Source organism: Roseomonas populi (genome assembly GCF_024594815.1).
In the GTDB taxonomy this organism is placed as follows: Bacteria; Pseudomonadota; Alphaproteobacteria; order Acetobacterales; family Acetobacteraceae; genus Roseomonas; species Roseomonas populi.
In genome coordinates, this window is record NZ_JANJOU010000013.1 from 47376 (window position 1) to 71867 (window position 24492).

The following is a 24492-nucleotide window of genomic DNA, read 5'->3' on the forward strand; positions in this document are numbered from 1 at the left end:
CTTCAAAAGCGAACCCCGCCCGGAAGGCCCGGACGGGGTTCGGTCATCCAATAGGCCGGGGCCTCAGTGCTCGGCGATCGGCCCGGCGCCCCAGACGTAGATGCAGACGAAGAGGAAGAGCCACACCACGTCCACGAAGTGCCAGTACCAAGCCGCCGCCTCGAAGCCGAAGTGCCGGCGCGGGGTGAAGTCGCCCCGCCAGCCGCGGATGAGGCAGACCAGGAGGAAGATCGTGCCGACGATCACGTGGAAGCCGTGGAAGCCCGTGGCGAGGAAGAAGGTGGAGGGATAGACGCCGCCGCCGGAGAAGGCGAAGGGCGCCTCCGCGTACTCGACTGCCTGGAGGGTGGTGAAGAAGAGGCCCAGCCCGACCGTCAGCGCCAGCCCCTGCAGCATCCCCTTCCGGTCACCTTCGATCAGCGCGTGGTGCGCCCAGGTGACGGTGCAGCCCGAGAGCAGCAGGATCATCGTGTTCAGGAAGGGCAGGCCAAAGGGGTCGAAGGTGTGAATGCCCTTGGGCGGCCACATCGCCTCCGTCGCGCCCGAGACGTGCTCCGGGTAGAGGGCGAAGTGGAAGAAGGCCCAGAAGAAGGCCACGAAGAACATCACCTCGGAGGCGATGAACAGCGCCATGCCGTAGCGCATGCCGATGCGGACGATCGGCGTGTGAACCCCCGGCTGCTTCGATTCGCGCACCACGTCCCGCCACCAGAAGTACATGGAGGTGAGGACGCCGAGCAGCCCGAGGCCGAACATCCAGTGGATGTTGTAGTGCGACCAGAGGACGATCCCGAAGAGCAGCGCCGCGCCGGAGAAGGAGGCGACGAGCGGCCAGGGGGACGGATCGACGAGATGGTACGGGTGCTTGTGCGGCGCCGGCGGCTCGTTCGGGTCGAGCGTGATATCGGCCGTGGTCGTATCGAGGGTCGCCATCACACGTCCTGGTTCTTGGGGTCTCGTTATGGGGGGCGGTGCCCCGGCGCGTTCAAGCATCAATCCCGCAAACAGGGATGGGGATCAAGGGTTCGGCCCCCACAACAACGCGGCGGGCCGAGCATCGTCAGGGTGTCGTGGCGCGCCCGACATGCGGCCCGGCGCTGGCCAGCGCGCCCGTGCGCTCGGCGTCCGCCAGGGTGCGGAAGAACGTATAGCTGAGGGTGATGGTGCGGATGTCCCGCGTGTTCGGGTCCTGCGCAATGGCGGGATCCACCCAGAAGGAGACGGGCATGTCCACGGACTGGCCGGGCTGCAGAGTCTGGGCGTCGAAGCAGAAGCAGGCGGTCTTGTGGAAGTACTTGCCCACCACCTCCGGCGTCACGTTGTAGGTGGCCACCCCCTCCACAGCCCGGTCCGTCTCGTTGGCTGCATGATAGAAGGCCAGGCCCTGCTCGCCGAGGTGGACGGGCATGGAGCCCTGCGCCGCCTCGAATCGCCAGGGCAGGCCGGGGTGGGTGGTGGCCGCGAATCGGATCGTCACCTGCCGCTCCGTCGCGCCCGGGGCGGCGGGGCCACCCGTCTGCACCGTGCCGTTGTAGCCGGTGACCTGGCAGAACACGGCGTAGAGCGGCACGGCGGCGAAGGAGAGCCCGGCCATGCCCGCCACGACGCCGAGCACGGCGATCCCGGTGCGGCGGTTGCGGCGGTTGCGGCGGGCGATGGGGTCCTGCACCGGTCAGCCCCCCGAGGTCAGCTTGGCCATGGTGATGGCGTAGAAGATCGCCACCAGGGCCACCAGGACCACCAGCATCCCGATGTTGCGGCCCCTGCGGCGGCGATAGAAGGCGGCCGCCTCCTCCTCCGACATGCGGGCGGGTTCCAGCGCCATCAGCCGAGGACCCCCACGGTACGCAGCCAGTGGTCCAGCGCGAGCGCCGCGAAGAGCCCGGCCAGGTGCAGCAGGGAGAAGCGGAAGGCCGCGCGAGCCGCCTTGTCACCCTCCAGGCTCACCCCGGCGGCATCCTGCGGCTCCCGCAGCACGCGCCAGGCATGGAGCAGGAAGCCGGCGCCGAGGGACAGGGCGTAGGCGCCGTAGACCCAGCCCGCCAGCCCGAGCAGCACCGGCGCGAGGCCGAGCGGAGCCAGGAGGACGGTGTAGGCCATGATCTGGCGCCGCGTCTCCCGCGCACCGGCCGTGACGGGCAGCATGGGCACGCCAGCCCGCTGGTAGTCGTCATGCGCCCAGAGGCTGAGGGACCAGAAGTGCGGCGGTGTCCAGACGAAGACGATGGCGAAGAGGAGCAGGGGCAGCACGTCCACCCCGCCCGTCACCGCGGCCCAGCCGATCACGGGCGGGAAGGCCCCCGCCGCGCCGCCGATGACGATGTTCTGCGGCGTCCGGCGCTTCAGCCACATCGTGTAGATGAAAACGTAGAAGAGGATGGATCCGGCCAGCCAGGCCCCGGCCACCGCGTTGGTGGCCAGCCCCATCAGCAGCACGGACATGACGGCCAGGAAGATGCCGAAAGCCAGCGCCGCGCCCGGCTCCACCCGGCCAGCCGGGATGGGGCGACGGGCGGTGCGGCGCATCACCGCGTCGATATCCCGGTCGTACCACATGTTGATGCAGCCGGCCGCGCCCGCGCCCACCGCAATGCAGAGGATGGCGACGGCGCCCAGGGTGGGGTGGATGCGCCCCGGGGCCACCAGCATCCCCACCAGCCCGGTGAAGACTACCAGCGTCATCACCCGGGGCTTGAGGAGCGAGATCCAGTCCCGCAGCTCCGACCAGTCGGCGGAAACGTCGAGGGGGGCCGCGGCCCCCCTCCTCATCAGGTCACTCATGGCGGGTGTCTCTTACCCCTCCGGGCCCTGAAATCGCAACGGAAAGCTGTGGTTCAGCGGATCCGCGGCAGCTCATCGAAGGTGTGGAAGGGCGGGGGAGAGGAAACCTGCCACTCCAGCGTCGTCGCGCCCTCGCCCCAGGGGTTCGCCGCCGCCTTCTCCTTCCGGACGAAGGTGAGGAAGACGACATAGATGAACACCAGGAAGGAGGCGGCCGAGATATAGGCGCCCAGCGAGGCGACCAGGTTCCAGCCCGCGAAGGCATCCGGGTAGTCCGGGTAGCGGCGCGGCATGCCCTGGGCACCCAGGAAGTGCATGGGGAAGAAGGTCAGGTTCACGCCGATGAAGGTGAGCCAGAAGTGGATCTTCCCCCAGAGCTCCGGGTACTGGTAGCCGCTCATCTTGCCGATCCAGTAGTAGAACCCGGCATAGATGCCGAACACGGCGCCCAGCGACAGAACATAGTGGAAGTGGGCGATCACGTAGTAGGTATTGTGCAGGATCACGTCCACGCCGGCATTGGCCAGCTTCACGCCCGTGACGCCACCGACGGTGAACAGGAAGACGAAGCCGATGGCGAAGAGCATCGGTGTCTTGAACTGGATGGACCCGCCCCACATCGTTGCGATCCAGGAGAAGATCTTGATGCCCGTGGGGACCGCGATAATCATCGTGGCGGCCATGAAGTAGGCCCGCGTGTCCACCGAGATGCCGGAGGTGAACATGTGATGCGCCCAGACCACGAAGCCCACCACCCCGATCGCCACCATGGCATAGGCCATGCCGAGGTAGCCGAAGATCGGCTTGCGGCTGAAGGTGGACAGCACGTGGGAGACGATGCCGAAGGCCGGCAGGATCATGATGTAGACTTCGGGGTGGCCGAAGAACCAGAAGAGGTGCTGGAACAGCACGGGGTCGCCGCCGCCCTCAGGCTTGAAGAAGGCCGTGCCGAAGTTGCGGTCCGTGATCAGCATGGTGATCGCGCCGCCGAGCACGGGGACGGAGAGCAGCAGCAGGAAGGCGGTGACCAGCATCGCCCAGACAAAGAGCGGCATCTTGTGCAGCGTCATGCCCGGGGCGCGCATGTTGAAGATGGTGGTGATGAAGTTGGCCGCGCCGAGGATGGAGGAGGCGCCCGCCAGGTGAAGGGCGAAGAGCGCCATGTCCATGGAGGGGCCGGACTGGTAGGCGCTGTCCGAAAGCGGCGGGTAGATGGTCCAGCCCGCGCCGGCGCCCTGGCCGACGAACATGGAAGCGCCGAGCAGCATGAAGGCCGGCACGATCAGCCAGAAGGAGATGTTGTTCAGCCGCGGGAAGGCCATGTCCGGCGCGCCGATCATGATCGGCACGAACCAGTTGCCGAATCCGCCGATCAGGGCGGGCATGACCACGAAGAACACCATCACCAGCCCGTGGGCGGAGACCATGGCGTTCCACATCTGGCCGTTGGCGAAGATCTGCAGCCCCGGCTGCTGCAGCTCCATCCGCATCAGGACGGAGAGGCCGACGCCGAGGAAGGCCGCCACCACCGAGAAGATGATGTAGAGGGTGCCGATATCCTTGTGGTTGGTCGAGAAGAACCAGCGCGAGACGAAGCCCGGCGCATGGTTGTGGTCGTCGTGCCCGTGGTTGTCATGGGCGTGGGTGTCGTGCGCGGCGTGCGCCATGGCTGTCTTCCTGTCAGGCCGCCTTACCGGCGGGCCTCCCCGGGGGAAGCGGCAGAGGGATCGGTGAGAGCGGCGACGGAGGTGGCGCGGTCGCGCTCCGGCCAGCCTGGCCCCTGCCCTTCGGCGAACTTCGTCTTGGCCTCGGCGGCCCAGCGATCAAATTCCTCGCGGGGCACGGCGCGGACGGCGATCGGCATGAACCAGTGGTTGTTGCCGCAGATCTGGTTGCACTGGCCGTAGAAGGTCCCCTCCCGGTCGGCGCGGAACCAGGTTTCCATGGTGCGGCCGGGGATGGTGTACTTCTGCACGCCCAGGCTCGGCACGAAGAAGCTGTGGATCACGTCGTGGCCCGTGGTCATCACCCGCACCGTGGCGCCCACCGGCACCACCAGGGGATTGTCCACCGAAAGGTTCCGCAGCTGGCCGGGCTTCAGGTCGGCATCGGCGATCGGATAGCTGTCGAACTCGAAGTTGCCGTTATCCGGGTAGCCGTAGTGCCAGTACCACTGGCGCCCCTGCACGTTGATCGTCAGGTCCGCCTCCCGCGCCCGGTCCTCGTAGTAGATCAGGCGGAAGGAGGGGATGGCGATGATCAGCAGGATCAGCACCGGCAGCACCGTCCAGGCGATTTCCAGCATGGTGTGGTGGCTGGTGCGCGAGGGGACGGGGTTGCGGCGGGAATCGTAGCGCCAGATCACCCAGGCCAGCAGGCCGGCCACGAAGATGGTGATGGCGATGATGATGTAGAGGACGAGGTCGTTGAAGTCGTGAATCGCCGCCTTCACCGGCCCGAAAGCCTCCTGCAGGCCCAGCCCCCAAGGGTGCGGCACGCCCAGCGCCTCACCCGGAGCGGCGGACTGGGCCATGGCAGCCCCCGCCAGGCCCAGCAGGGCCACTGAGGCCAGGACTGTTGATAGAATCCGCCGCATTCCGCTGTCCTGATCCGATTTTCCGCCCTGTCGTGCCGCACGCCACTGGCGTGCGCCCGCCCCGGACCTGTCCAATTGAACGCGGTACGGAACGCAACCGGACACTAATCATGCGGCGCCCCGTGACACAAGGTTGCGGGGCACACCGCCGGTCAGTTCCAAGGTCAGTTCGGGGCGGCCACCTCGCCCTCGGCCTCGCCCTCGGCCACATGGTCCACCATGTCCGTCAGCATGGAGCGGATGTGCTCGTCCATCACGGCGTAGAAAACCTGCCGCCCCCGCCGGTCCGCCTGCAGCAGCCGCGCCGCGCGCAGCAGGCGCAGGTGGTGGGACACGAGGCTGCCGGAAATGCCGATCCGCTCCGCCATCTCGCCCACGGAGGCCGGGGCATCCAGGCAGGCCAGGATGATGCTCAGGCGCGTGGGGTCGCTCATCAGCCGGAACATCTCGGCCAGTTCCACCACCTGGTCCTCGCCTATTCTGCCCCTCACCACTCACCTCGCCCTTGTTACGCCGAGTCTCGGGGCGGCGGGCCGGTCTGTCCAGGGCGCTCGCGCAAGGGAAAAGCGGCCGGGGCCCGATCCCCGAGCTTTATCCGGCCTGCACGGCGCGCAGCCCGGCCGCCGCGGGCCGGCGCCAGGGGGAATCGCGCTCCGTCCAGGCCGCACCGGGGCGCAGCCGGCCGCTGCCCGCGGTCCAGCCCTCCATCGCCGCCTGCGCCCTGCCGGAGAGCGCCGCGGGCAGGTGAGCGCCGGCCAGCAGCCTCTCCCAGAATCCGGCCCGGCGCGTCACGATGTCCGCGCCGTCCCGCAAGGCCGCCAGCAATCCATAGGCCCAGCGCGGCGCCACCGGCCGGCCGGGGGCCGCGATCAGCAGCGGTGCCCCCTGCACTCCGAGGGTGGCGGCCCATGCCGCCGCCTGGCGCATAGCCAGCACCGCGTCGCCCAGCCCTTCCTCCACACGGAGGGGAAAGGGGTAGCCGGGCGCCACGTCCTCTACCACCGCCAGCACCTCCGGCTCCGCGGCCAGGACCAGCACGGCCAGGGACCCGGGTGCCGCCGGCAGGTCGCCGGCCCCGCGGGAGCGCGCCAGGGAATCGAGCACGGCCCGAAGCCCGCCGAGGCCGCCGAGGCCGCCGAGGCCGCCGAGGCCGCCGGGCGGCACGGGAAGGAGCACCAGCGCCACCGGCAATGCGGGCGCCCCTGCCCTATCGGAGGTTGCCTCGGCGATCGCGCCCCTGAGCATGGACGGGACCGTGGAACGATCGGATTCGGCGGCCAGGATTTCCATTCGCCGAGGAGACGGCCGGGAGCCTTGCCGCCCGGTTAACGCGCGGCCGCCCGCTTGGCGCTGACGCAGAGGTGTCCCGCCGCCTCTTCCCCCGCGCCGCCGGGCGCGCCATGTCCCGGCGATGCGACGCCGCCAGATCCTGCCCGCCCTCGCCCTCCTGCCACTGGCTGTCCCGGCCTTGGCCCAGGGTACCGCCTCCCCCCGCGACCGGGCAGACCTGCAGCGGGTGGAGGCTTATCTCAACAGCATCACCACGCTTCGTGCCCGCTTCATCCAGATCGCGCAGAACGGCGCCACGGCCCAGGGCACGGCCCTGATCTGGCGGCCCGGCCGGATGCGCTTCGACTACGACCCGCCGGAGCCCCTGCTGCTCGTCGCGAATGCCGGGCAGTTCATGCACTACGACAAGGAGCTGCGGCAGCCCTCGATCGTGCCGGTCGGATCGACCCCGCTCGGCATCCTGCTACGGGACCGCATCACCCTCAGCGGCGAGGTGACGGTGAGCGCGCTGCAGCGCGAGGCCGGCTTCCTCCGCGTCACCCTTTTCCGCACCGCCAACCCCTCCGAGGGGCGGATCACCCTCGTGCTGGCCGACAACCCGATGGAACTGCGGCAGTGGCTGGTGGTGGATGGCCAGGGGCGCACCACCCGCGTGACCCTCTCGGCTATCGAGACAGGCATCAGGCTGGAGCGCGCCACCTTCGACTTCAACGACCCCCGCTTCATGCAAGGACCGGTGGACAACAACTAGTCTCGCCTGCCTTGCGGGCACCGCGCAGCTTTCGCCTTGAAGCTGACACGGTGCATCCGCAACATAACGGTCATGCGGCCCCTGATCGGCATCTCCTGCTGCGTGAAACCCTTCGGCCCCACGGGGATGCCGAACCATGCGGCATCGGACCACTACGTCCGGGTCATCCTCGGCCCCGTGGGCGGGATGCCCGTGCTGCTGCCGGCGGCTGGCGAATCCGTCTCTCGCGAGCTCCTCTCCCGGCTGGACGGGCTGCTGCTGACCGGCAGCCGCTCCAATGTCTGCCCGGTTTACTATGACGGACCTCAGCACGTGGAGGGCACGCCGGAGGACGAGGCGCGAGACGCGACCACCCTCCCCCTCATCCGCGCGGCCGTGGCCGCCGGGGTGCCCCTCCTGGCGATCTGCCGCGGCTTTCAGGAGTTGAACGTCGCCTTGGGTGGCTCGCTGGACCAGCGGATCCAGGATCTGGAGGGCCGGATGGATCACTCCACCCCTTCCGATCAGAGCATTGCCCGGGTGCGGACGGGCAAGGCCCATCCGGTGCGGGTGGCCCCCGGCAGCGGGCTGGCGCGGCTCTGGGCCGGGTTGGACTACGATGCCTCGACCGTTCCCGTGAATTCCCTGCACAATCAAGGTGTCGCGCGGCCCGCGCCTCGGCTGCGGGCCGAGGCCTGGGCGCCGGACGGGACGATCGAGGCCGCGAGCATCGAGGGCGCGCCCGGATTTGCGCTCGGCGTTCAATGGCACCCGGAGTACGATTGGGAACGTGATCCCCTCTCCCGCCGGATCTTCGAGCGGTTCGGGGAGGCCGCCGAAGAATTCGGACATCGCCAGGCCGTGCGCAGGCTGGCTCCTGCCCCTGTGGCGGCGGAGTAAGGGGCCGACGGAAACGCCTCTTTACAGCCCAGGAATTCCAGCCTTCCTCACGGTTCTGTGATCACGGAAATGCTTCCGCGCTTTGCATTCCCCCTGTGGATATGAGTAATGTTCCTTCGCCGGCTTAAAGCCGGTGGTGCTCCGGTATCCCCTGCCGGCTCACCCGACCAAAGAGAACTCCGATCGGAAGTAGCGTATCCGGCGCCCGGTGACCCCCCTCACCGGGCGCCACTTCTTTTTGCGGATCCTTTACGCCCGCCACCCCCGCCCTGGTGAGGCTCCGCCGCGATCGTAAAATCTGCGGTCATGGGAAACTAACCGGGAGCCACCAGCAGCGGTTGCATTCCCACTCAGCCTTCCCTGGGAACCGTTGCCGCCGGGGCACAGGCACCGGGGTATCCGCGCCGCGCACAGCCCCTTATACCCTTGCGCCGTTCCAGGAACCGGATCGGATCGTCCAATGGCCGACTACGTCATCGCCCCGCCCGCGGTCGCCGCACTGCCCGTGCGCGGCGGCGGCCTCTTCCCCGTGCGCCGGATCTTCTGCGTGGGCCGCAACTACGCCGAGCACGCGCGCGAGATGGGCAGCGATCCCGACCGTGAGCCGCCCTTCTACTTCACCAAGCCGGCCGACGCGGTGGTGATCAACGGCGCCGACATGCCCTACCCCACCATGACGAAGGACCTACACCACGAGATGGAGCTGGTGGTCGCGATCGGCGTGGGCGGCAGCGACATCGCCGAGGCGGACGCGATGAATCACGTGTGGGGCTACTGCGCCGGCCTGGATATGACGCGCCGCGACCTGCAGGCCGAGGCCAAGAAGGGCGGCCGCCCCTGGGACATGGGCAAGGGCTTCGATCAGTCCGCCCCGATGGGCGAGCTGGTGCCGGCCGCCGGGATTGACGTGAGCAAGGGCAAGATCGAGCTGAAGGTGAATGGCCAGGTTCGCCAGACCTCTGATCTCTCGAAGCTGATCTGGTCCGTGCCGGAGGTGATCGCGAACCTCTCCCGCCTCGTGAAGCTCGCCCCCGGCGACCTGATCATGACGGGCACGCCTGAGAACGTGGCCGCCGTGCAGAAGGGCGACCTGCTGGAGGGCGTGGTCGAGGGCGTCGGCACCGTCACCACCCGGATCGCCTGATCCGCCCGTGACCGCACCGGCCGCGGTGGCCACGCCCCTGCGCGTGGCCACCTGGAACATCAACTCCGTCCGCCTGCGCGCGCCCCTGCTGCGGCAGGTGATGGACGAGCTCAACCCGGATGTCCTGTGCCTGCAGGAGACGAAAACCCCGGACGAGCACTTCCCGCACGAGGCGGCGGAAGCGCTGGGCTTCACCCATCGAATCATCACGGGGATGAAGGGCTACAACGGCGTCGCCGTCCTCTCCCGCCTGCCGCTCACGCGCATGCCGGATTGGCAGGACTGGTGCGGCAAGGGCGATTGCCGGCACCTCGGCGTGTCCGTCGATCTGCCGGGCGGGCCGATGGAGGTGCACAACTTCTACGTTCCCGCCGGCGGCGACGTGCCGGACCGGGGGGCGAACCCGAAATTCGCCCACAAGCTGGACTTCCTGGCGGAAGTGACGGCCTGGACCGCCGCGCGCGGCCCGGCGCGCCGTTCCGTTCTGGTCGGGGACCTGAACATCGCGCCGATGGAGCACGATGTCTGGAGCCACAAGCAGATGCTCGGCGTCGTTTCCCACACCCCGGTGGAGGTGGAGGCGATGGGCCGCTGGATCGCGGCCGGGGGTTGGTACGACGCCCTTCGCCATTTCGTGCCGGCGGACCAGAAGCTCTACACATGGTGGTCCTACCGCGCGAAGGACTGGCGCGCGGCGGATCGCGGCCGGCGCCTGGACCATGTCTGGGTCAGCCAGGATCTGGCGGGCGGGCTGCGGCGGCACGCGGTGCTGAAGGACGCGCGCGACTGGCCGCAGACGAGCGATCACGTGCCGGTGCTGATGGAGATCGTCGTCTAGGGCGGATCGCCCGGAGGAGGCTTGCACCTCCGGGCCCGAGAGCGGGCGTTCAGCCGCGGGGGGAGCCGGACGCGCCCGCCGCGGCCACCTTCGCCTGCAACGCCTCGATCGCCGAGATGATTTCTTCTGCCGGCTTGTTCAGATCGGCGGGCTCGTGCTGCCCCTGGACGCGCTGGGTGATGGTGCGGACCCTGCGCTCCGTCTCCTCGAACTCCGGCTGGTTGCGGTAGTCGGCGGGCGCGGCGCGGACGACACCCACCGCCTCCTGCATGGTGCGTAGCAGGTCCAGCCGGCCCGCCCGCTCCGAGTGCCCGCCCTCGGTGGCGGATTTCGTATCCGGGCGCTCGGCGGCGCTGCGAAGCTTCTCCACGACGGCCTGCAACTGTCTTCCATAGGTGGGCAGGTCCGGCGCCGGGGTGGAGTCGCCGGCCGGTGTGCCGCTGACCGGGCCGGCCTGCCCCACTGTCTGCGCCGGAAGCGCGGCCGGAACGCCCGCAAGGGCCAGGGCCACCATCACCGCCAAGCCGCGCATCGCCGCCACTCCTCAATCCCCAGGCGCGTGGGGAACGAGCGGCCTCTGGGCGGGGTTGCGAGGTCACGGCCGCCGTCGCCATCAGCGGCGCGCCGCGAAGGGCAACCGGCGATAGGTGTGCGTCATGCCCGGCTCAGGGCGCATCCCTGCTCTGCGGCGCGCCTATCCAAGACTTTCGGCTGCGGCAGTACCAAGCGGGCATCAGCCGGCCGGAAGGCCGCTTCCGGAGCGGAGATCCTCGGGTGGACACCAGCGAAATGACGCGCGGGGAGAAGGTGAAGGCCGTCTTCCGCGTCGCCTCGGGGAACTTCCTCGAGATGTATGATTTCATCGTCTACGGCTACTATGCGGCTGCGATCGGTGCGGCCTTCTTCCCCAGCCACAGCGAGTTCGCCACCCTGATGGCCTCCTTCGCCACCTTCGGCGTGGGCTTCCTGATGCGCCCGCTCGGCGGGCTGATCCTCGGCGCCTATATCGACCGCCACGGCCGCCGGGCCGGGCTGCTGATGACGCTGCTGCTGATGGGCCTGGGCACCCTCACCCTCGCCATCACCCCGGGCTACGCCACGATCGGCGTGCTGGCGCCGGTGATCGTGCTGCTCGGGCGCCTGCTGCAGGGCTTCTCGGCCGGCGCCGAGCTCGGCGGCGTCTCCGTCTACCTCGCGGAGATGGCCACGCCCGGGCACAAGGGCTTCTACGTCTCCTGGCAGTCCGGCAGCCAGCAGGTGGCGGTGATCTTCACCGCGCTGCTGGGCGTCGTGCTCGGCAGCCTCATCACCCCGGCGCAGATGGCGGACTGGGGCTGGCGCATCCCGCTGCTGATCGGGTGCTTCATCGTGCCGCTGCTGTTCTGGGTGCGCCGCTCCCTCGGCGAGACGGAGGAGTTCGCCCAGCGCGCCGCGCGGCAGGCGCGCCCGACGGCGGGGGCCATCTTCCGCTCCCTCGCGCAGAACTGGGGGCTGGTGGTGCTGGGAATGATGCTGGTCACGATGACCACCGTCTCCTTCTACCTCATCACCGCCTATACCCCGACCTACGGCAAGCAGGTGCTGCACCTGGCCGGCAACGACGCGCTGGTCGTCACCCTCCTCGTCGGCGTCTCCAACCTGTTCTGGCTGCCGGTGGGCGGGGCGATCTCGGACCGGTTCGGGCGCTTTCCCGTGCTGGTCGGGTGCTGCGTGCTGGCGCTGCTGACCGCCTACCCCGCCATCTCCTGGCTGGTCGGCGCGCCTTCCTTCACCCGGCTGCTGGTCTCGCTGCTGTGGCTGTCCTTCATCTACGGCCTCTACAACGGCGCCATGGTCGTCTACCTGACGGAAATCATGCCCGTGGAGGTCCGCACGGCCGGCTTCTCCCTGGCCTACAGCCTGGCCACTGCCATCTTCGGCGGCTTCACCCCGTTGATCTGCACCTGGCTGATCCATGTCACGGAGAACCGCGCCGTTCCCGGGCTGTGGCTGTCCTTCGCCGCGCTGCTGGGGCTGATCGCCACGCTCGCCGTGCGCCGCCGCGCGAGCGCGGCGGAACGGGCCGAGGGCGTGGTCGTCACCTGATGCCGGCGGGCGCGGGCGGCCTCCCCTTCGCGGGGGAGGCCGCCCCGTCGCTACGTCCTCAGGCCGTGCGGTCGGCCATGCTGGGCGCGGCGTTGGCGAGGGCGGCCTGGGCCGCGGCCAGCCGCGCCACCGGCACGCGGTAGGGCGAGCAGGAGACGTAATCGAGCCCGATCCCCTCGCAGAAGTTGATCGAGGCCGGGTCGCCGCCGTGCTCGCCGCAGATGCCGAGCTTCAGGCCGGGCTTGGTGGCCCGCCCCTTCTGCGCCGCGATCTCCACCAGAGCGCCCACCCCGTCCACGTCGATGGAGACGAAGGGGTCCTTCGGCAGGATGCCCTTCTCCACGTAGTGCGGCAGGAACTTGCCGGCGTCGTCGCGGGAGAGGCCGAAGGTGGTCTGGGTCAGGTCGTTCGTGCCGAAGGAGAAGAAGTCCGCCGTCTCGGCGATCTTGTCCGCCGTCAGCGCCGCGCGCGGCAGCTCGATCATGGTGCCGACGAAGTAGTCGATGGTCATGCCGGCCTCGGTGAAGACCTCGCGCGCCACCTTGTCGATCTGCGCGTGGCTGATCTCCAGCTCCTTCTTGGTCGCCACGAGCGGGACCATGATCTCCGGCACGGGAGCCTCGGCCTCCTTGGCCACGATGACCGCCGCCTCGAAGATGGCGCGGGCCTGCATCTCCGCGATCTCCGGGTAGGTCATCGCCAGGCGGCAGCCGCGATGGCCGAGCATGGGGTTGGCCTCGGACAGGTCGGCCGCGCGGCGCTTCATGGTGGCGAGGTCGGCGCCCAGGCTCTCCGCCACCTCGGCCAGCTCCTCCTCCTTGTGGGGCAGGAACTCGTGCAGCGGCGGGTCCAGCAGGCGGATGGTCACCGGCAGCCCCGCCATGATGCGGAACAGCTCCACGAAGTCGTCGCGCTGGAAGGGCAGCAGCTTGGCCAGCGCGTCGCGGCGGCCCGCCTCCGTCTCGCTCATGATCATCTGCCGCACGGCGGAGATGCGCTGCGGGTCGAAGAACATGTGCTCGGTGCGGCAGAGGCCGATGCCCTCCGCGCCGAACTTGCGCGCGGTTTCCGCGTCCAGCGGCGTCTCGGCGTTGGCGCGCACCTTCAGGCGGCGCACCTCGTCCGCCCAGCTCATCAGCGTCTCGAAGTCGCCCGAGAGCTTGGGCTCCACCATGGCGACGGTGCCGGCGAAGACCTCGCCCGTGCCGCCATCCAGCGTGATCGTCTCGCCGGCCTGCACCACCACGCCGCCAGCCGAGAGCGCCTGGGCGGCGTAGTCCACCACCACGCCGCCGGCGCCGGCCACGCAGGGCCGGCCCATGCCGCGCGCCACCACCGCCGCGTGGCTGGTCATGCCGCCGCGGGTGGTGAGGATGCCGCGGGCGGCGTGCATGCCGTGGATGTCCTCGGGGCTCGTCTCGACGCGGACGAGAATGACGGATTCACCCTTCTGCGCGCGCGCCTCCGCCTCATCCGCGCTGAACACCACCACGCCGCTCGCGGCACCCGGGGAGGCGGGCAGGCCGCGCGTCAGCATGTTGCGCTTGGCGTTCGGATCCAGCGTGGGGTGCAGCAGCTGGTCCAGCGAGCCGGGGTTCACGCGGCGCACGGCCTCGGCATGGTCGATGAGGCCCTCATTCGCCATGTCCACGGCGATCTTGAGGGAGGCCGCCGCCGTGCGCTTCCCGTTGCGGGTCTGCAGCATGTAGAGCTTGTTGCGCTGGACCGTGAACTCGATGTCCTGCATGTCCGCGTAGTGCTTCTCGAGGGTCGCGCGCACCGCCACCAGCTCGGCATAGGCGGCGGGCATGGCCGCCTCCATGCTGCGCTCGCCGGGCTTGGCGCGGGCCTCGGACATGGGCTGGGGCGTGCGGATGCCCGCCACCACGTCCTCGCCCTGCGCGTTGATCAGGTACTCGCCGTAGAAGATGTTCTCGCCGGTGCTCGGGTCGCGCGTGAAGCACACGCCCGTCGCGCAGTCGTCGCCCATGTTGCCGAAGACCATGGCCTGGACGTTCACCGCCGTGCCCCAGTCCGCGGGGATGTCGTGCAGGCGGCGGTAGGTGATGGCGCGGGCATTCATCCAGCTGCCGAACACGGCGCCGATCGCGCCCCAGAGCTGCGCCCAGGGGTCGAGCGGGAAGTCCGCGCCCGTCACCTCGCGCACCATCTCCTTGTAGCCGGCGGCCACCTGCTGCCAGTCCGCGGCGGTGAGCTGCGTGTCCTCGTGGACGCCCTTGGCGAGCTTGGCGTCCTCGATGATCTCCTCGAAGCGGTGATGGTCCACGCCGAGCACGACGGAGCCGTACATCTGGATGAAGCGGCGGTAGCTGTCCCAGGCGAAGCGGGCATCGCCGGAAGCCGCCTCCAGGCCCTTCACCGTCTCGTCGTTCAGGCCGAGGTTCAGGACCGTGTCCATCATCCCCGGCATGGAGACGCGGGCCCCCGACCGCACGGAGACGAGAAGCGGGTTCGCCGCGTCGCCGAACCTTGCCCCGACAGCTTCCTCCACCCGCGCGAGCGCCGCCTTCACCTGCCCGTCCAGGTCGGCCGGATAGGCGCCCTTGTTCCCGGTGAAGTAGGTGCAGACCTCGGTGGTGATGGTGAAGCCCGGCGGCACGGGCAGGCCGATGGAGGCCATCTCCGCCAGATTCGCGCCCTTGCCGCCCAGCAGGTTCCGCATCTCCGCCCGCCCGTCGTTGCGACCGGCGCCGAAGCCATACACCCAGCTCGTCATGACCTGTTCCTCAGCCTTCGATGCGGGCGATATCCGCCACTTCGTCCATCGCCGCACGGAGTAGCGCCAGCAAGCCTAGCCGGTTCCCGCGCAGCGAGCGATCCGGGTCGTTCACCGTCACCCGGTCGAAGAAGGCATCCACCGGGGCGCGGAGCGGTGCCAGCGCCGCCATGGCGCCCGCGAAATCCTCCCGCGACAGGGCGGCGCCCACTTCCGGGCGCGCGGCCTCTAGCGCCGCGGCCAGGGCCTTCTCCTCCGCCGCGCCGAGCAGGCCGGGGTCGATGGCGGGGGCATAGGCCCGGCCATCCTTCTTCTCCTCGATCCGCAGGATGTTGGCGGCGCGGCGATAGGCGGCCAGCAGGTCCGTCCCCGCCTCGGAGGACAGGAAGTCGCGCAGCGCGTCGGCGCGCGCCAGCAGCCGGTTCAGGTCGTCGTCGCCGGAGGTGCCGAAGGCCGCGGCCACGAGGTCATGGCGCAGACCCTCCGCCCGCATCTGCACCCGCAGGCGCTCCGCGAGGAACTCGATCACGCCCTGGGCGAAGGCGGCGACCATCGGCGGGTGGGCCGAAGCGGCGGGCGGCGTCCAGCCGGCATTCATCCGCTCCGCCGCGACCGTCATGCCGAATTCCGGCGTGGCGGTGCTGCCCTGGGCCATGGGATAGCCGAAGAAGGCCTCGGCCAACGCGTCGGCCAGCGGCAGGCGCAGCCCGTTCTCGCGGATGATGCGGATCACGCCCAGCGCCGCGCGGCGCAGCGCGTAGGGATCGCCGGAACCGGTCGGGCGCTCATCCGCCGCGAAGAAGCCGGCCAACTGGTCCAGCTTGTCCGCCAGCGCCACGGCGACGGCGGTGGGCTCCGCGGGCACGGCATCTCCCGGGCCGAGCGGGCGGTAATGCGCGCCGACCGCCTCCGCCACGCGCGGGTCCTCGCCGGCGTGAAGCGCGTAGTAGCGGCCCATCACGCCCTGCAGCTCCGGGAACTCGCCCACCATGCCGGAGGCGAGGTCCGCCTTCGCCAGCCTCGCACCGCGGGCGGCCAGATCGGGATCGGCGCCCACCATCGGCGCGATGTGGCGGGCCAGGCGCTCCAGCCGACGCACGCGGTCGCCCTGCGTGCCGAGCTTGGCGTGGAACACCACCGAATCGAGCTTGGGAAGGAACGATTCCAGGCTCTGCTTGCGGTCCAGGTCCCAGAAGAAGCGGGCGTCGGAAAGGCGGGCGCGCAGCACGCGCTCGTTCCCGCCCACGATGGCCGCGCCGCCATCCCTGGAGTCGATGTTCGCCACCAGCGCGAAGCGGGCAGCAGCCTCCCCGTTCGGGCGGCGCAGCGCGAAGTAGCGCTGGTTCACCCGCATGGTGGTCCGCATCAGCTCCGGCGGCAGGTCCATGAAGGCATCGTCGATCCGGCCCAGCAGGGGCACGGGCCATTCCACCAGCCCCGCCACCTCGGCCAGAAGGCCGCGGTCGGGCACCACCTCCAGCCCTTCGGCGGCGGCAAGGGCAGCGATGCCCTCCTCGATCATCCGCTCGCGCTCGGCGGCATCGGGGATCACGGAGCGCTCGCGCAGCCCGGCTTCGTACTCGGCGGCGGAGGCCACGGCGAAGGCGCCGGGCGACTGGATGCGGTGCCCTTCCGTGATGTCGGCGGAGTGCAGGCCGTGCGCGTCGTCCGTACCATCGGCGAGCCGGAACGGCACCACCTCGCCGTCCAGCAGGCAGAGGATGCGCTGCATCGGCCGCACCCAGATCAGGTCCGAGGTGCCCCAGCGCATGGACTTCGGCCAGGGGAAGCGACGGATCAGGGCGGGGATGGCATCCGCCAGCACGTCGGCGCTGGAACGCGCGGGGTTGGCGAGGCGCAGCAGGAAGGAGGCGCCGGACTTCTCGGCGCGGGCGAGGATCGTCAGCCCCTCTCCCTCATAGACCGGGGTGTCGGAGGCGCCCGTGGCCGCCTTCATCGCCGCCACCGCCGCGTCCGGCAGGGAGAACTTGCGGGCGAAGCCGCCCAGCGCCTGCTCCGGCGCGCCCAGGCGGGGGCCCTTCTCCTCGCGCTCGGTGGCCGGCGTTGCGGCCGGCATCTCCGCGATCAGGGCGATGCGGCGCGGGCCGTAGAGGGTGCGGGCGCCTTGCAGCGCCAGCCCGGCGGGCTTCAGCGCCTCGGCCATCAGCCGCGCCAGGTCCTCCGCGGCACGGGCCTGCATGCGGGCGGGGATTTCCTCGGAGAGGATCTCGAGAAGGAGCTCGGCCATCACACCGTCTCCCCGGCCAGCCAGCCCTCGCAACACCGCTTCGCCAGGGCGCGGACGCGGCCGATATAGGAGGCGCGCTCCGTCACGCTGATCGCGCCGCGGGCATCCAGCAGATTGAAGGTGTGGCTGGCCTTGATGCACTGGTCATAGGCAGGCAGCGGCAGCTCCGCGTCGCAGAGCGCGTTGCACTCCTCCTCCGCCTCCGCGAAGTGGCGGAACAGCACGGGCACGTTCGCGTGCTCGAAGGAATAGGCGGAGAATTCCCGCTCGTTCCGCAGGAACACGTCGCCATAGGTCAGGCCGGCCGCGTTGAACTTCAGGTCGTACACGTTCTCCACGCCCTGGATGTACATGGCCAGGCGCTCCAGCCCGTAGGTCAGCTCGCAGGAGGGGACGGCGCAGGGAATGCCGCCGACCTGCTGGAAGTAGGTGAACTGCGTCACCTCCATCCCGTCGCACCACACCTCCCAGCCCAGGCCCCAGGCGCCGAGCGTCGGGCTCTCCCAGTCATCCTCCACGAAGCGGATGTCGTGCAGCATCGGGTCGATGCCGATGGCGCGGTAGCTCTCGATCAGCAGGGATTGCGGGTCGGGCGGGCTCGGCTTCAGGATCACCTGATACTGGTAGTAGGCGCCCAGCCGGTTCGGGTTGTTGCCGTAGCGGCCATCCGTCGGGCGGCGGCTGGGCTGGACATAGGCCGCCCGCCAGGGCTTCGGCCCCAGGGCCCGCAGGGTCGTGGCGGGATGGAAGGTGCCCGCGCCCATCTCCAGGTCATAGGGCTGCAGGATGGCGCAGCCCTGCTTCGACCAGAAGGCGTGGAGCGCCAGGATCATGTCCTGGAACGGTAGGGGCGTGGTGCTCATGGCGCGGCCGGTATAGGGCCCGCCCCGGAAGGGCCGCAAGGAAGCCCCCCGGGCCGGGCCCCACGAGGCAGGCGGATTGCCCCCTGGCGGCTCCACCCCAAATTGCGGGACCAGCCCCGGTGGCGGGCAGGCGTGAAGGAGCGGCCCTCGTTGCACGACGTGGTGATCATCGGTGCGGGACCGGTCGGGCTGGCCCTGGCGGTCCTTCTCGCGCGGGAGGGGCTCTCCCCCGTGCTGGTGGAGCGCCAGCCCGAGGCGGCACTGGCCGATCCCGCCTTCGACGGGCGCGAGATCGCGCTCACCCACCACTCCCGCGCCCTGCTGGAGCGGATCGGCGCCTGGGACCTGATCCCCGCCGAAGCCATTTCGCCGCTGCGCCAGGCGCGGGTCCTGAACGGCGCCGACCCCTTCGCGCTGACCTTCGACACAGGCGGCGCCGGCCGCGGCACGGAGGCGCTGGGCTTCCTCGTCGCCAACCACCTGATCCGGCGCGCCCTGTACGGCGTGGCCCGGTCCGTACCCGCCATCGACCTGCGCGCCGGCACCGCGGTGGAGCGCGTGGCGACGGGTCCGGCCGCCGCCGAGCTGCACCTGGCCGGGGGAGAGGTCCTGCAGGCGCCGCTGACCGTGGCGGCGGACACCCGCTTCTCCCAGGCGCGAAAGCAGATGGGCATCGCCGCTTCCGTGCGGGATTTCAGGCGCTCCATGCTCGTCTGCCGGGTGGAGCACACGGCGCCGCACGGGCATGTTGCGACGGAGTGGTTCGACTACGGCCAGACGGTCGCGCTGCTGCCGCTGAACGGGGGCGCCTCCTCGCTGGTGCTCACCCGCGCCCCGGGGGAGATCGCGCGGCTGATGGAACTGCCGCCTCTGGCATTCGAGGCGGAGATGACGCGCGCCCTGCGCCGGCGCGGCCTTGGCCCGGTCCGGCTGGCCAGCACGCGGCACAGCTATCCTCTGGCCGCCACCTATGCCCGGCATTTCGCCTCGCCCCGCTTCGCCCTGGCGGGGGACGCCGCGGTGGGGATGCTCCCCATCACCGCGCACGGCTTCAACCTCGGCCTGCGAGGGGCGGAGACGCTGGCGGACGCGGTGGCGGAGGCGCGGCGGCGGGGCGGCGACATCGGCGCTCCCGCCGTGCTCCGGCGCTTCGAGGCGGCGCACCGGCTGGCCACCGGGCCGCTCTACGCCGCGACCAACGCCATCGCGGCCCTCTACTCGCGGGAGGACCTGCCGGCGCGGCTGGCGCGCCACGCGGTGCTGCGAGTGGGCGGCGCGCTCTCTCCTATCCGGCAGGCGGTCTCGGCGATGCTGATGGACCGGGGGGCGACGCCAGGGCGCTAGATTCCGGCGCTGAGGTCCGGCCCTCAGGCAGGCGGGCCGGCATGTTGTCCAGCAGGCGCACGTCGCCCAGCCGCGCGGCCGCGAGCAGCCGGGCCTCGCCCGGAGCGCCCTCCCGCCAAGAGCGCATGGTTTCCGGCTCCACCAGCGCCAGGTAGTCCGGCACGAAGCCAACCCCGCGCAGCCGGGCCCGCGCCGCGTCCAGCGCGGGTTCCGGCGCCGCGCCGCCTTCCATCGCGGAGATCGCCTCCCGCATCTCCCGCGCGAGGAGCGGCGCCAGCGCCCGCTCCTCAGGGGAGAGGCGGGCGTTGCGGGAGGAGAAGGCGAGGCCGTCCTCCTCCCGGATCGTGGGATGGCCGACGATGCGGATCGGCATGTCCAGGTCTGCCACCAGGCGCCGCACCACCTGCAGCTGCTGCCAGTCCTTCTCCCCGAACACCGCCGCATCGGCGCCGGTCTGCTGGAACAGCTTGGTGCAGACGGTCGCCACGCCGCGGAAATGGCCGGGACGGGCGGCGCCCTCGAAGCCCTCCGAGGGGCCGCCCACCTCGATCACGGTCGCGGCGCCCGGCGGGTACATCACCTCCACGGTCGGCATCCAGACCAGGTCGCAGCCGGCGCCGCGCAGCTTCTCCAGGTCGCCGGCCTCGTCGCGCGGGTAGCGCGCCAGGTCCTCGTTCGGGCCGAACTGCAGCGGGTTGACGAAGATGGAGGTGGCAACCGCGCCCGCGTGCCGCCGCGCCTCCGCCACCAGGGAGAGGTGGCCCCGGTGCAGCGCGCCCATGGTGGGAACCAGGGCCAGGCGGTGCCCATTGGCCCGTAGCCCGGCGGTGGCGGCCCGCAGCGCGGCCAGATCGCGGATGACCTGCAAGGTCCCTTCCCCCTTCAATGGCCGCGCAGCCATGGGCTGGGGATGGAACCCCGGTCAAGCCGCCTGCCACGATGTTGCCGCTTGCACGCCGGGTCCGATCGCGCGATTCCCGGGGCATGCGCGTCACGAAGCACGACCTGATCGCCGTCCTCGCCGTGGCCGCGGCCATCGGGCTGATGGTGCTATACCGGCATCTTCAGGTGGAGCCGCGCCAGATGGGTGCGCTCTGCCTGGATCTCTCCACCGCGCCCTTCGCCTGCAAGCCGCGCGCGGTGCTGCTCTGGCTGCAGCACTGGCAGCTCTGGGGCGCGGGGGCCATGGCGCTGGGGGTCTGGGCCTTCATCGGCGCGCCCTTCGCGGTGCGCGCGGCCGCCGTGGCGCTGGGCGTCATCGCCGTGCTGAACTTCAACGCCACCTGGGGAATGGTCGGCGCCGCGCTGGGCGGCTGGGCCTGGGTGGAGGCCGCGGCCCGCGGCCCGGTGGCGCCCCGCCGCGCCTGATGCCCCCTGCCCCGCGCGGTTCCGCGTGGTGCGCCGTCGAGGGCGGGCTGGAGTTGCGCGTGAAGGCGCATCCCCGCGCCCGCCGGCCGGGGCTGCAAGGCTTGGTGGAGAGCGCGGACGGCCCGCGCATCAAGGTAGCCGTGAACGAAGCCCCGGAGGATGGCCGCGCGAACCGGGCCGTCTGCGCGCTGCTGGCCGAAGCCCTCGGCATCCCGAACTCCCGCGTCACCGTGGCGCAGGGCACCACATCCCGGGAGAAGACGGTGCTGGCGGAAGGAGAGGCGGAAGCCCTGGCGGCACGGATCGCGGCCGCGCTGGACTGACCACCCGGGACGGACGCGGAAGCGCCGGCCCGCATCCCGAATCGGGATGGCGTTCCGGCGCCCCTTGCCCCTGGTGGATCGGTAGAGGCCTGAGCTTAACGACTCACGCCGCCATCCGGTTCACCTTGCTCTCGGCGAGTTGGGTGAGCTTCTTGTCCGTCGCCTTCTCCTCGGCGAGGTTCTCCTCCAGCACGGAGGCGCAGTCGTTCCGGCCGAGCTGGCGGGCGAAAGCGATCAGCGTGCCGTAGCGGGTGATCTCGTAATGCTCCACGGCCTGGGCGGCGGAGAGCATGGCGGCGTCCAGCACCTCCTTGTCGCCCACCTCGCCCATGATCTCCTCGGCCTCGGCGAGGATGCCGTCCATGGCGGCGCAGGTGACGCCCTTCACCGGTTCCCCGTGCATCTGGAATACCTTCTCCAGGCGGGTGATCTGGTTCTTCGTCTCCTGCAGGTGCAGTTCGAAGCCCTGCTTCAGCTGCGGGTCCGTTGCCTTGTCGATCATCTTCGGCAGCGCCTTCGTGATCCGGTTCTCGGCGTAGTAGATGTCCTGCAGCGTGTGGACGAAGAGGTCGTTCAGCGTGTTGATCGGCTTCGAGAAAAGGCCCATGGCGGTTCGCCTTCCTGCTGTGTGTCGCGTGTCGGGGATCGGCCGGCCGATTTGCCGCCGCCCCTGAAACGCCCCGGCCCGGAAGGATGTTGCACGCGGCACGGCGGGCGTAACCTGTGGCAAGGCCGCATCACGCTTCCCGGCGGCGCCCCGGATTGCGCTGGCGGGGTACCATGGATTGCAGTGTCATTCCGGTGGAGGAGCCGGACATGAACGCGATCACCGAACCGTTGGTTCTCGATCTCGTAGAATGGGTGGCGCGGGCGCCGCGCACCTATACGGAGTGCATGGACGCCTGGCGCACTTCCTGCCCCCGGCTCGGCGTGTGGGAGGAGGCCGTGGATCGTGGCCTGGTGCGGCGAGGCGAGGCGGTCCGGGCAACGCCGCTCGGGCTTCGCCTTCTTTCGGAGCACGGCCGGGCGGTGGCGCCGCCCGGCTGAGCGGAGGCCGGTTCTACTCCGTCACGGCACGCGTGGTGCCGGCCTGCCGGTTCCAGAACAGGGTAATCTTCGAGACGCTGCAAAGGTTCACCTTGGACCACTCGGTCTCGTCGCCGTCCGTGTAGACGACCTTGATGTCCCACTGGCAGCCGCGGGCGCCCGGGTTGAACCGGACGTCGGTATGGTTGCCGTTGACCAGCGTGTCCTGCCCCAGGATGTCCGAGCCCCAGTTGGAAGAGGCGGAGGAGGACACATAGACCTCGTTGATCTCGTAGCCGGTGCGGTTCACCAGCGTGAAGTCCAGGCGGCTCTGCGCCGCTGCCGGTGCGGGGAGCGATGCGAGGGCGAGCGGCGCCAGCAGGGCGGTCAGGATGAGGCGGCGGTTCATGTTGGCTTTCCCAGGCCGGCGAAGGCCGACCACTGCGCCAATATCTCCTCGCGCCGGATACGAAACGCTTAACGCGCCCGGGCGAAGGGCCCCACCCGCAGCAGAGGCGCGAGGGAGAGGCCGATCGCGCAGGCGCTCCATCCCAGGGCCTGAATGTTGTGCACCCCCTCGTTGATCGCGCTTGCGATGGCGCAGAGGAGCAGCACCCCACCCGCCAGCCATTCCGCCCAGCCGCCGCCCCGGCGCGGCAGGTCGCCCAGCAGGGCGCGCGCGACCACCGCAACCAGCGGCACCGCGAAGGTGGCAAGGGGGAAGTCGCGGTAGCGCGGGTCGAAGAGCAGCATCATCTGCAGGACGGCGGCCGTGAAGACAAAGAGGAAGAGCAGGTCCTCAAAGGCGAAGCCGCGCCAGTCCCGCCAGCGGAACCGGCCACGGAAGATGGAGCGGATGTTGGCGCTGGCCTGGGCACCGTTGCGGGCGGGCTCCACGAAATCGCCCGAGAGGCGCTGGCCGGCGCGGCGCAGCAGCAGCGCCGCCAGCAGCGCCTGCCCGGCGAAGTTCACGGCGAAGGCCAGCTTCAGGTGCTCGTCGAAGGCGTAGGGCCAGCCACCGCAGAAGGCATAGGCCAGCGCGTTGCCCAGCGCGGCGGAGAGAAGCGCCAGCTTCCACCCCGCGGCGCGCGGCCAGGCACGCCCGGCCAGCAGGAACATGATGCCGCCGGAGATCAGGGCCGCGCCCGCGTACCAGAACCACCAGGGGTTCTCCCGCACGGGGCCGGAGAGCTCGAACTTCGGCGTCCGGTCGGCCGTCCACAACCCCCATTCGGCGCCCACCGTGCCCTCGTTCCGGTACTTCCAGACCTGGTCGAAAGCCTCGATGAAGTTGTAGTCGAAGCCCTCTTCCTTCGAGAGCTGGATGAAGCGGCGCATGAACACCGCCTGCTCCACGCGGGAGGGAATGGCGCCTTCCCGCCAGCGGCCGGCACTGGGCCAGCCGATCTCGCCGATGGCGATGGGCTTGCCGGGGAACATCGCCTTGATCTTCCGCACCACCTCCCGCGCGTGCTCCATGGAGCGGTCCACGCCGAGCGGCTCGTCCTCCCAGTAGGGCAGGATGTGGATGGTGATGATGTCCACGTGGTTCGCCAGTTCGGGGAACTGCGCCCAGAACTCCCAGACATCGGCATAGGTCACGGGCTGGCGCACAGCGGCCTTCACCCGGTCGATCTGGCGGGCCAGCTCCTCCACCGGCAGGTCGCGGCGCAGCAGCACCTCGTTGCCCACCACCACGCGCTCCACCGTGTCCGGGTAGGTGTTGGCGGCGTGGATGAGGGCGGCGATCTCGCGGTCGTTCTGGCGGAGGTCGCGGCCCAGCCAGGCGCCCTTCCACATCTTCACCCCGTGGCGCTGGGCGATGGCGGCCGTCTCGTACTGCCCCTCGATGCTGGCGTAGCTGCGGATGGCGCGCACGCGCGGCGCGATGAGGGCGATGTCCTCCTCCACCTCCGCCGCGGTGGGGAAAATGTCGCGCAGCGGGCTCTGCCCCTCTCGGAAAGGGGCGAAGGAGACGGAGTTGAAGCGGTCCGCCAGCATCGGGACGTCCGCCGCCTGCTCCCGATTCGGGACCCACCAGATCAGGATCGTCACGAGCGCGGCGAGGAGCAGCGCGGGGGCGGTCAGGGAACGGGTGGGGGCCATGGGCTGCCGGTGTAGCCGTGCCTTACGGCTCACGAAAGGCGGCGCGGTCCCGGAATGGCCGCAATCACGGCCGCGATCTGTGCCCCACTGGCACCGCGCGAGAGTGCCCGTGG

General features: G+C 70.3%; 25 protein-coding genes. 9 read left to right on the plus strand and 16 right to left on the minus strand.

What is annotated here, in order from left to right; translation table 11 throughout:
- Positions 1-63 precede the first annotated feature (63 nt).
- The 8 genes from NRP21_RS15740 to NRP21_RS15775 all read right to left on the minus strand — a co-directional run bounded on the left by NRP21_RS15740 (position 64) and on the right by NRP21_RS15775 (position 6622).
- Entirely contained in the window at positions 64-933 is an 870-nt protein-coding gene (locus tag NRP21_RS15740; protein WP_257717174.1) for a cytochrome c oxidase subunit 3, read from the minus strand.
- A gap of 127 nt (positions 934-1060) precedes the next feature.
- Positions 1061-1669 (minus strand): cytochrome c oxidase assembly protein, encoded by a 609-nt coding sequence (locus tag NRP21_RS15745; RefSeq protein WP_257717175.1) that lies wholly within the window; start codon positions 1667-1669, stop codon positions 1061-1063.
- Between the two features lie 3 nt (positions 1670-1672).
- Positions 1673-1825: a hypothetical protein gene (locus NRP21_RS15750; RefSeq protein WP_257717176.1), complete on the minus strand. Its 153-nt coding sequence runs from the start codon at positions 1823-1825 to the stop codon at positions 1673-1675.
- The gene (locus tag NRP21_RS15755) at positions 1825-2781 is read right to left on the minus strand and encodes a heme o synthase (protein WP_408639636.1); all 957 of its coding nucleotides are present in this window, start codon (positions 2779-2781) and stop codon (positions 1825-1827) included. The genes NRP21_RS15750 and NRP21_RS15755 overlap by 1 nt, the downstream gene beginning before the upstream one ends.
- A gap of 53 nt (positions 2782-2834) precedes the next feature.
- On the minus strand, positions 2835-4448 hold the full coding sequence (gene ctaD / locus NRP21_RS15760; RefSeq protein WP_257717178.1) for a cytochrome c oxidase subunit I: 1614 nt from the start codon (positions 4446-4448) through the stop codon (positions 2835-2837).
- 23 nt (positions 4449-4471) lie between these two features.
- Positions 4472-5377 (minus strand): cytochrome c oxidase subunit II, encoded by a 906-nt coding sequence (coxB, locus tag NRP21_RS15765; RefSeq protein ID WP_257717179.1) that lies wholly within the window; start codon positions 5375-5377, stop codon positions 4472-4474.
- A 164-nt stretch (positions 5378-5541) separates the two neighbouring features.
- Positions 5542-5868, minus strand: coding sequence for an ArsR/SmtB family transcription factor (locus NRP21_RS15770; protein ID WP_257717180.1), 327 nt, complete (start codon positions 5866-5868; stop codon positions 5542-5544).
- Between the two features lie 100 nt (positions 5869-5968).
- Positions 5969-6622, minus strand: a complete 654-nt coding sequence (locus NRP21_RS15775) for a hypothetical protein (RefSeq protein WP_257717181.1) — start codon at positions 6620-6622, stop codon at positions 5969-5971.
- 166 nt (positions 6623-6788) lie between these two features.
- Between NRP21_RS15775 and NRP21_RS15780 the strand changes: the two genes are divergently transcribed.
- The 4 genes from NRP21_RS15780 (at position 6789) to NRP21_RS15795 (ending at position 10279) form a co-directional block, all read left to right on the plus strand.
- Positions 6789-7418: a LolA family protein gene (locus NRP21_RS15780; RefSeq protein ID WP_257717182.1), complete on the plus strand. Its 630-nt coding sequence runs from the start codon at positions 6789-6791 to the stop codon at positions 7416-7418.
- A gap of 72 nt (positions 7419-7490) precedes the next feature.
- Positions 7491-8297: a gamma-glutamyl-gamma-aminobutyrate hydrolase family protein gene (locus tag NRP21_RS15785; RefSeq protein WP_257717183.1), complete on the plus strand. Its 807-nt coding sequence runs from the start codon at positions 7491-7493 to the stop codon at positions 8295-8297.
- Positions 8298-8757: 460 nt separating this feature from the next.
- Entirely contained in the window at positions 8758-9441 is a 684-nt protein-coding gene (locus tag NRP21_RS15790; protein WP_257717184.1) for a fumarylacetoacetate hydrolase family protein, read from the plus strand.
- 7 nt (positions 9442-9448) lie between these two features.
- Entirely contained in the window at positions 9449-10279 is an 831-nt protein-coding gene (locus NRP21_RS15795) for an exodeoxyribonuclease III (protein WP_257717185.1), read from the plus strand.
- A gap of 49 nt (positions 10280-10328) precedes the next feature.
- Here NRP21_RS15795 and NRP21_RS15800 read toward each other — a convergent pair whose 3' ends face one another.
- Positions 10329-10811, minus strand: a complete 483-nt coding sequence (locus NRP21_RS15800; RefSeq protein WP_257717186.1) for a hypothetical protein — start codon at positions 10809-10811, stop codon at positions 10329-10331.
- 242 nt (positions 10812-11053) lie between these two features.
- Between NRP21_RS15800 and tcuC the strand changes: the two genes are divergently transcribed.
- Positions 11054-12364: an MFS transporter gene (gene tcuC / locus NRP21_RS15805; RefSeq protein WP_308219903.1), complete on the plus strand. Its 1311-nt coding sequence runs from the start codon at positions 11054-11056 to the stop codon at positions 12362-12364.
- Between the two features lie 58 nt (positions 12365-12422).
- Here the strand turns inward: tcuC and ppdK are convergent, their stop codons facing one another.
- The 3 genes from ppdK to NRP21_RS15820 are packed head-to-tail and all read right to left on the minus strand — an operon-like array spanning position 12423 to position 18212.
- The gene (ppdK, locus tag NRP21_RS15810) at positions 12423-15101 is read right to left on the minus strand and encodes a pyruvate, phosphate dikinase (RefSeq protein WP_257717187.1); all 2679 of its coding nucleotides are present in this window, start codon (positions 15099-15101) and stop codon (positions 12423-12425) included.
- Positions 15102-15111: 10 nt separating this feature from the next.
- Complete coding sequence (glyS, locus tag NRP21_RS15815) at positions 15112-17349, minus strand: glycine--tRNA ligase subunit beta (protein ID WP_257717188.1); 2238 nt, start codon at positions 17347-17349, stop codon at positions 15112-15114.
- A complete protein-coding gene (locus NRP21_RS15820) occupies positions 17349-18212 on the minus strand; it encodes a glycine--tRNA ligase subunit alpha (protein ID WP_257717189.1) in 864 nt (287 codons plus the stop codon). Before NRP21_RS15820 ends, glyS begins: the two co-directional genes overlap by 1 nt.
- 150 nt (positions 18213-18362) lie before the next feature.
- Here NRP21_RS15820 and ubiM point away from each other — a divergent pair, with 150 nt between their 5' ends.
- A complete protein-coding gene (gene ubiM / locus NRP21_RS15825) occupies positions 18363-19556 on the plus strand; it encodes a 5-demethoxyubiquinol-8 5-hydroxylase UbiM (protein WP_257717190.1) in 1194 nt (397 codons plus the stop codon).
- On the opposite strand, the gene panC is transcribed toward ubiM, so the two are convergent.
- Positions 19498-20424 carry a pantoate--beta-alanine ligase gene (gene panC / locus NRP21_RS15830; protein ID WP_257717191.1) on the minus strand — a complete coding sequence of 309 codons (927 nt, stop codon included), beginning with the start codon at positions 20422-20424 and terminating at the stop codon, positions 19498-19500. The two genes, ubiM and panC, sit on opposite strands and share 59 nt — an antisense overlap.
- A gap of 116 nt (positions 20425-20540) precedes the next feature.
- On the opposite strand from panC, the gene NRP21_RS15835 reads away from it, so the two are divergent.
- Together NRP21_RS15835 and NRP21_RS15840 are read left to right on the plus strand one after the other, a co-directional pair.
- Entirely contained in the window at positions 20541-20924 is a 384-nt protein-coding gene (locus NRP21_RS15835) for a hypothetical protein (RefSeq protein ID WP_257717192.1), read from the plus strand.
- Positions 20925-20983: 59 nt separating this feature from the next.
- Complete coding sequence (locus NRP21_RS15840) at positions 20984-21247, plus strand: DUF167 domain-containing protein (protein ID WP_257717193.1); 264 nt, start codon at positions 20984-20986, stop codon at positions 21245-21247.
- Between the two features lie 103 nt (positions 21248-21350).
- Here NRP21_RS15840 and NRP21_RS15845 read toward each other — a convergent pair whose 3' ends face one another.
- On the minus strand, positions 21351-21854 hold the full coding sequence (locus tag NRP21_RS15845; protein WP_257717194.1) for a YciE/YciF ferroxidase family protein: 504 nt from the start codon (positions 21852-21854) through the stop codon (positions 21351-21353).
- 209 nt (positions 21855-22063) lie between these two features.
- Here NRP21_RS15845 and NRP21_RS15850 point away from each other — a divergent pair, with 209 nt between their 5' ends.
- Positions 22064-22294, plus strand: coding sequence for a hypothetical protein (locus tag NRP21_RS15850; RefSeq protein ID WP_257717195.1), 231 nt, complete (start codon positions 22064-22066; stop codon positions 22292-22294).
- A gap of 13 nt (positions 22295-22307) precedes the next feature.
- Here NRP21_RS15850 and NRP21_RS15855 read toward each other — a convergent pair whose 3' ends face one another.
- The gene (locus NRP21_RS15855) at positions 22308-22682 is read right to left on the minus strand and encodes a hypothetical protein (protein WP_257717196.1); all 375 of its coding nucleotides are present in this window, start codon (positions 22680-22682) and stop codon (positions 22308-22310) included.
- Positions 22683-22750: 68 nt separating this feature from the next.
- Positions 22751-24379 (minus strand): glycoside hydrolase family 17 protein, encoded by a 1629-nt coding sequence (locus NRP21_RS15860; protein WP_257717197.1) that lies wholly within the window; start codon positions 24377-24379, stop codon positions 22751-22753.
- Between the last annotated feature and the right edge of the window lie 113 nt (positions 24380-24492).

What these genes read in the sequence shown, in the direction of transcription:
- NRP21_RS15740 (WP_257717174.1), bottom strand. Translation starts at nt 933, where the DNA reads ATGGCGACCCTCGATACGACCACGGCCGATATCACGCTCGACCCGAAC.
- NRP21_RS15750 (WP_257717176.1), bottom strand. Translation starts at nt 1,825, where the DNA reads ATGGCGCTGGAACCCGCCCGCATGTCGGAGGAGGAGGCGGCCGCCTTC.
- NRP21_RS15755 (WP_408639636.1), bottom strand. Translation starts at nt 2,781, where the DNA reads ATGAGTGACCTGATGAGGAGGGGGGCCGCGGCCCCCCTCGACGTTTCC.
- ctaD (WP_257717178.1), bottom strand. Translation starts at nt 4,448, where the DNA reads ATGGCGCACGCCGCGCACGACACCCACGCCCATGACAACCACGGGCAC.
- coxB (WP_257717179.1), bottom strand. Translation starts at nt 5,377, where the DNA reads ATGCGGCGGATTCTATCAACAGTCCTGGCCTCAGTGGCCCTGCTGGGC.
- NRP21_RS15775 (WP_257717181.1), bottom strand. Translation starts at nt 6,622, where the DNA reads ATGCTCAGGGGCGCGATCGCCGAGGCAACCTCCGATAGGGCAGGGGCG.
- NRP21_RS15780 (WP_257717182.1), top strand. Translation starts at nt 6,789, where the DNA reads ATGCGACGCCGCCAGATCCTGCCCGCCCTCGCCCTCCTGCCACTGGCT.
- NRP21_RS15785 (WP_257717183.1), top strand. Translation starts at nt 7,491, where the DNA reads ATGCGGCCCCTGATCGGCATCTCCTGCTGCGTGAAACCCTTCGGCCCC.
- NRP21_RS15790 (WP_257717184.1), top strand. Translation starts at nt 8,758, where the DNA reads ATGGCCGACTACGTCATCGCCCCGCCCGCGGTCGCCGCACTGCCCGTG.
- NRP21_RS15800 (WP_257717186.1), bottom strand. Translation starts at nt 10,811, where the DNA reads ATGCGCGGCTTGGCGGTGATGGTGGCCCTGGCCCTTGCGGGCGTTCCG.
- ppdK (WP_257717187.1), bottom strand. Translation starts at nt 15,101, where the DNA reads ATGACGAGCTGGGTGTATGGCTTCGGCGCCGGTCGCAACGACGGGCGG.
- glyS (WP_257717188.1), bottom strand. Translation starts at nt 17,349, where the DNA reads ATGGCCGAGCTCCTTCTCGAGATCCTCTCCGAGGAAATCCCCGCCCGC.
- NRP21_RS15820 (WP_257717189.1), bottom strand. Translation starts at nt 18,212, where the DNA reads ATGAGCACCACGCCCCTACCGTTCCAGGACATGATCCTGGCGCTCCAC.
- NRP21_RS15835 (WP_257717192.1), top strand. Translation starts at nt 20,541, where the DNA reads ATGCGCGTCACGAAGCACGACCTGATCGCCGTCCTCGCCGTGGCCGCG.
- NRP21_RS15845 (WP_257717194.1), bottom strand. Translation starts at nt 21,854, where the DNA reads ATGGGCCTTTTCTCGAAGCCGATCAACACGCTGAACGACCTCTTCGTC.
- NRP21_RS15850 (WP_257717195.1), top strand. Translation starts at nt 22,064, where the DNA reads ATGAACGCGATCACCGAACCGTTGGTTCTCGATCTCGTAGAATGGGTG.
- NRP21_RS15855 (WP_257717196.1), bottom strand. Translation starts at nt 22,682, where the DNA reads ATGAACCGCCGCCTCATCCTGACCGCCCTGCTGGCGCCGCTCGCCCTC.
- NRP21_RS15860 (WP_257717197.1), bottom strand. Translation starts at nt 24,379, where the DNA reads ATGGCCCCCACCCGTTCCCTGACCGCCCCCGCGCTGCTCCTCGCCGCG.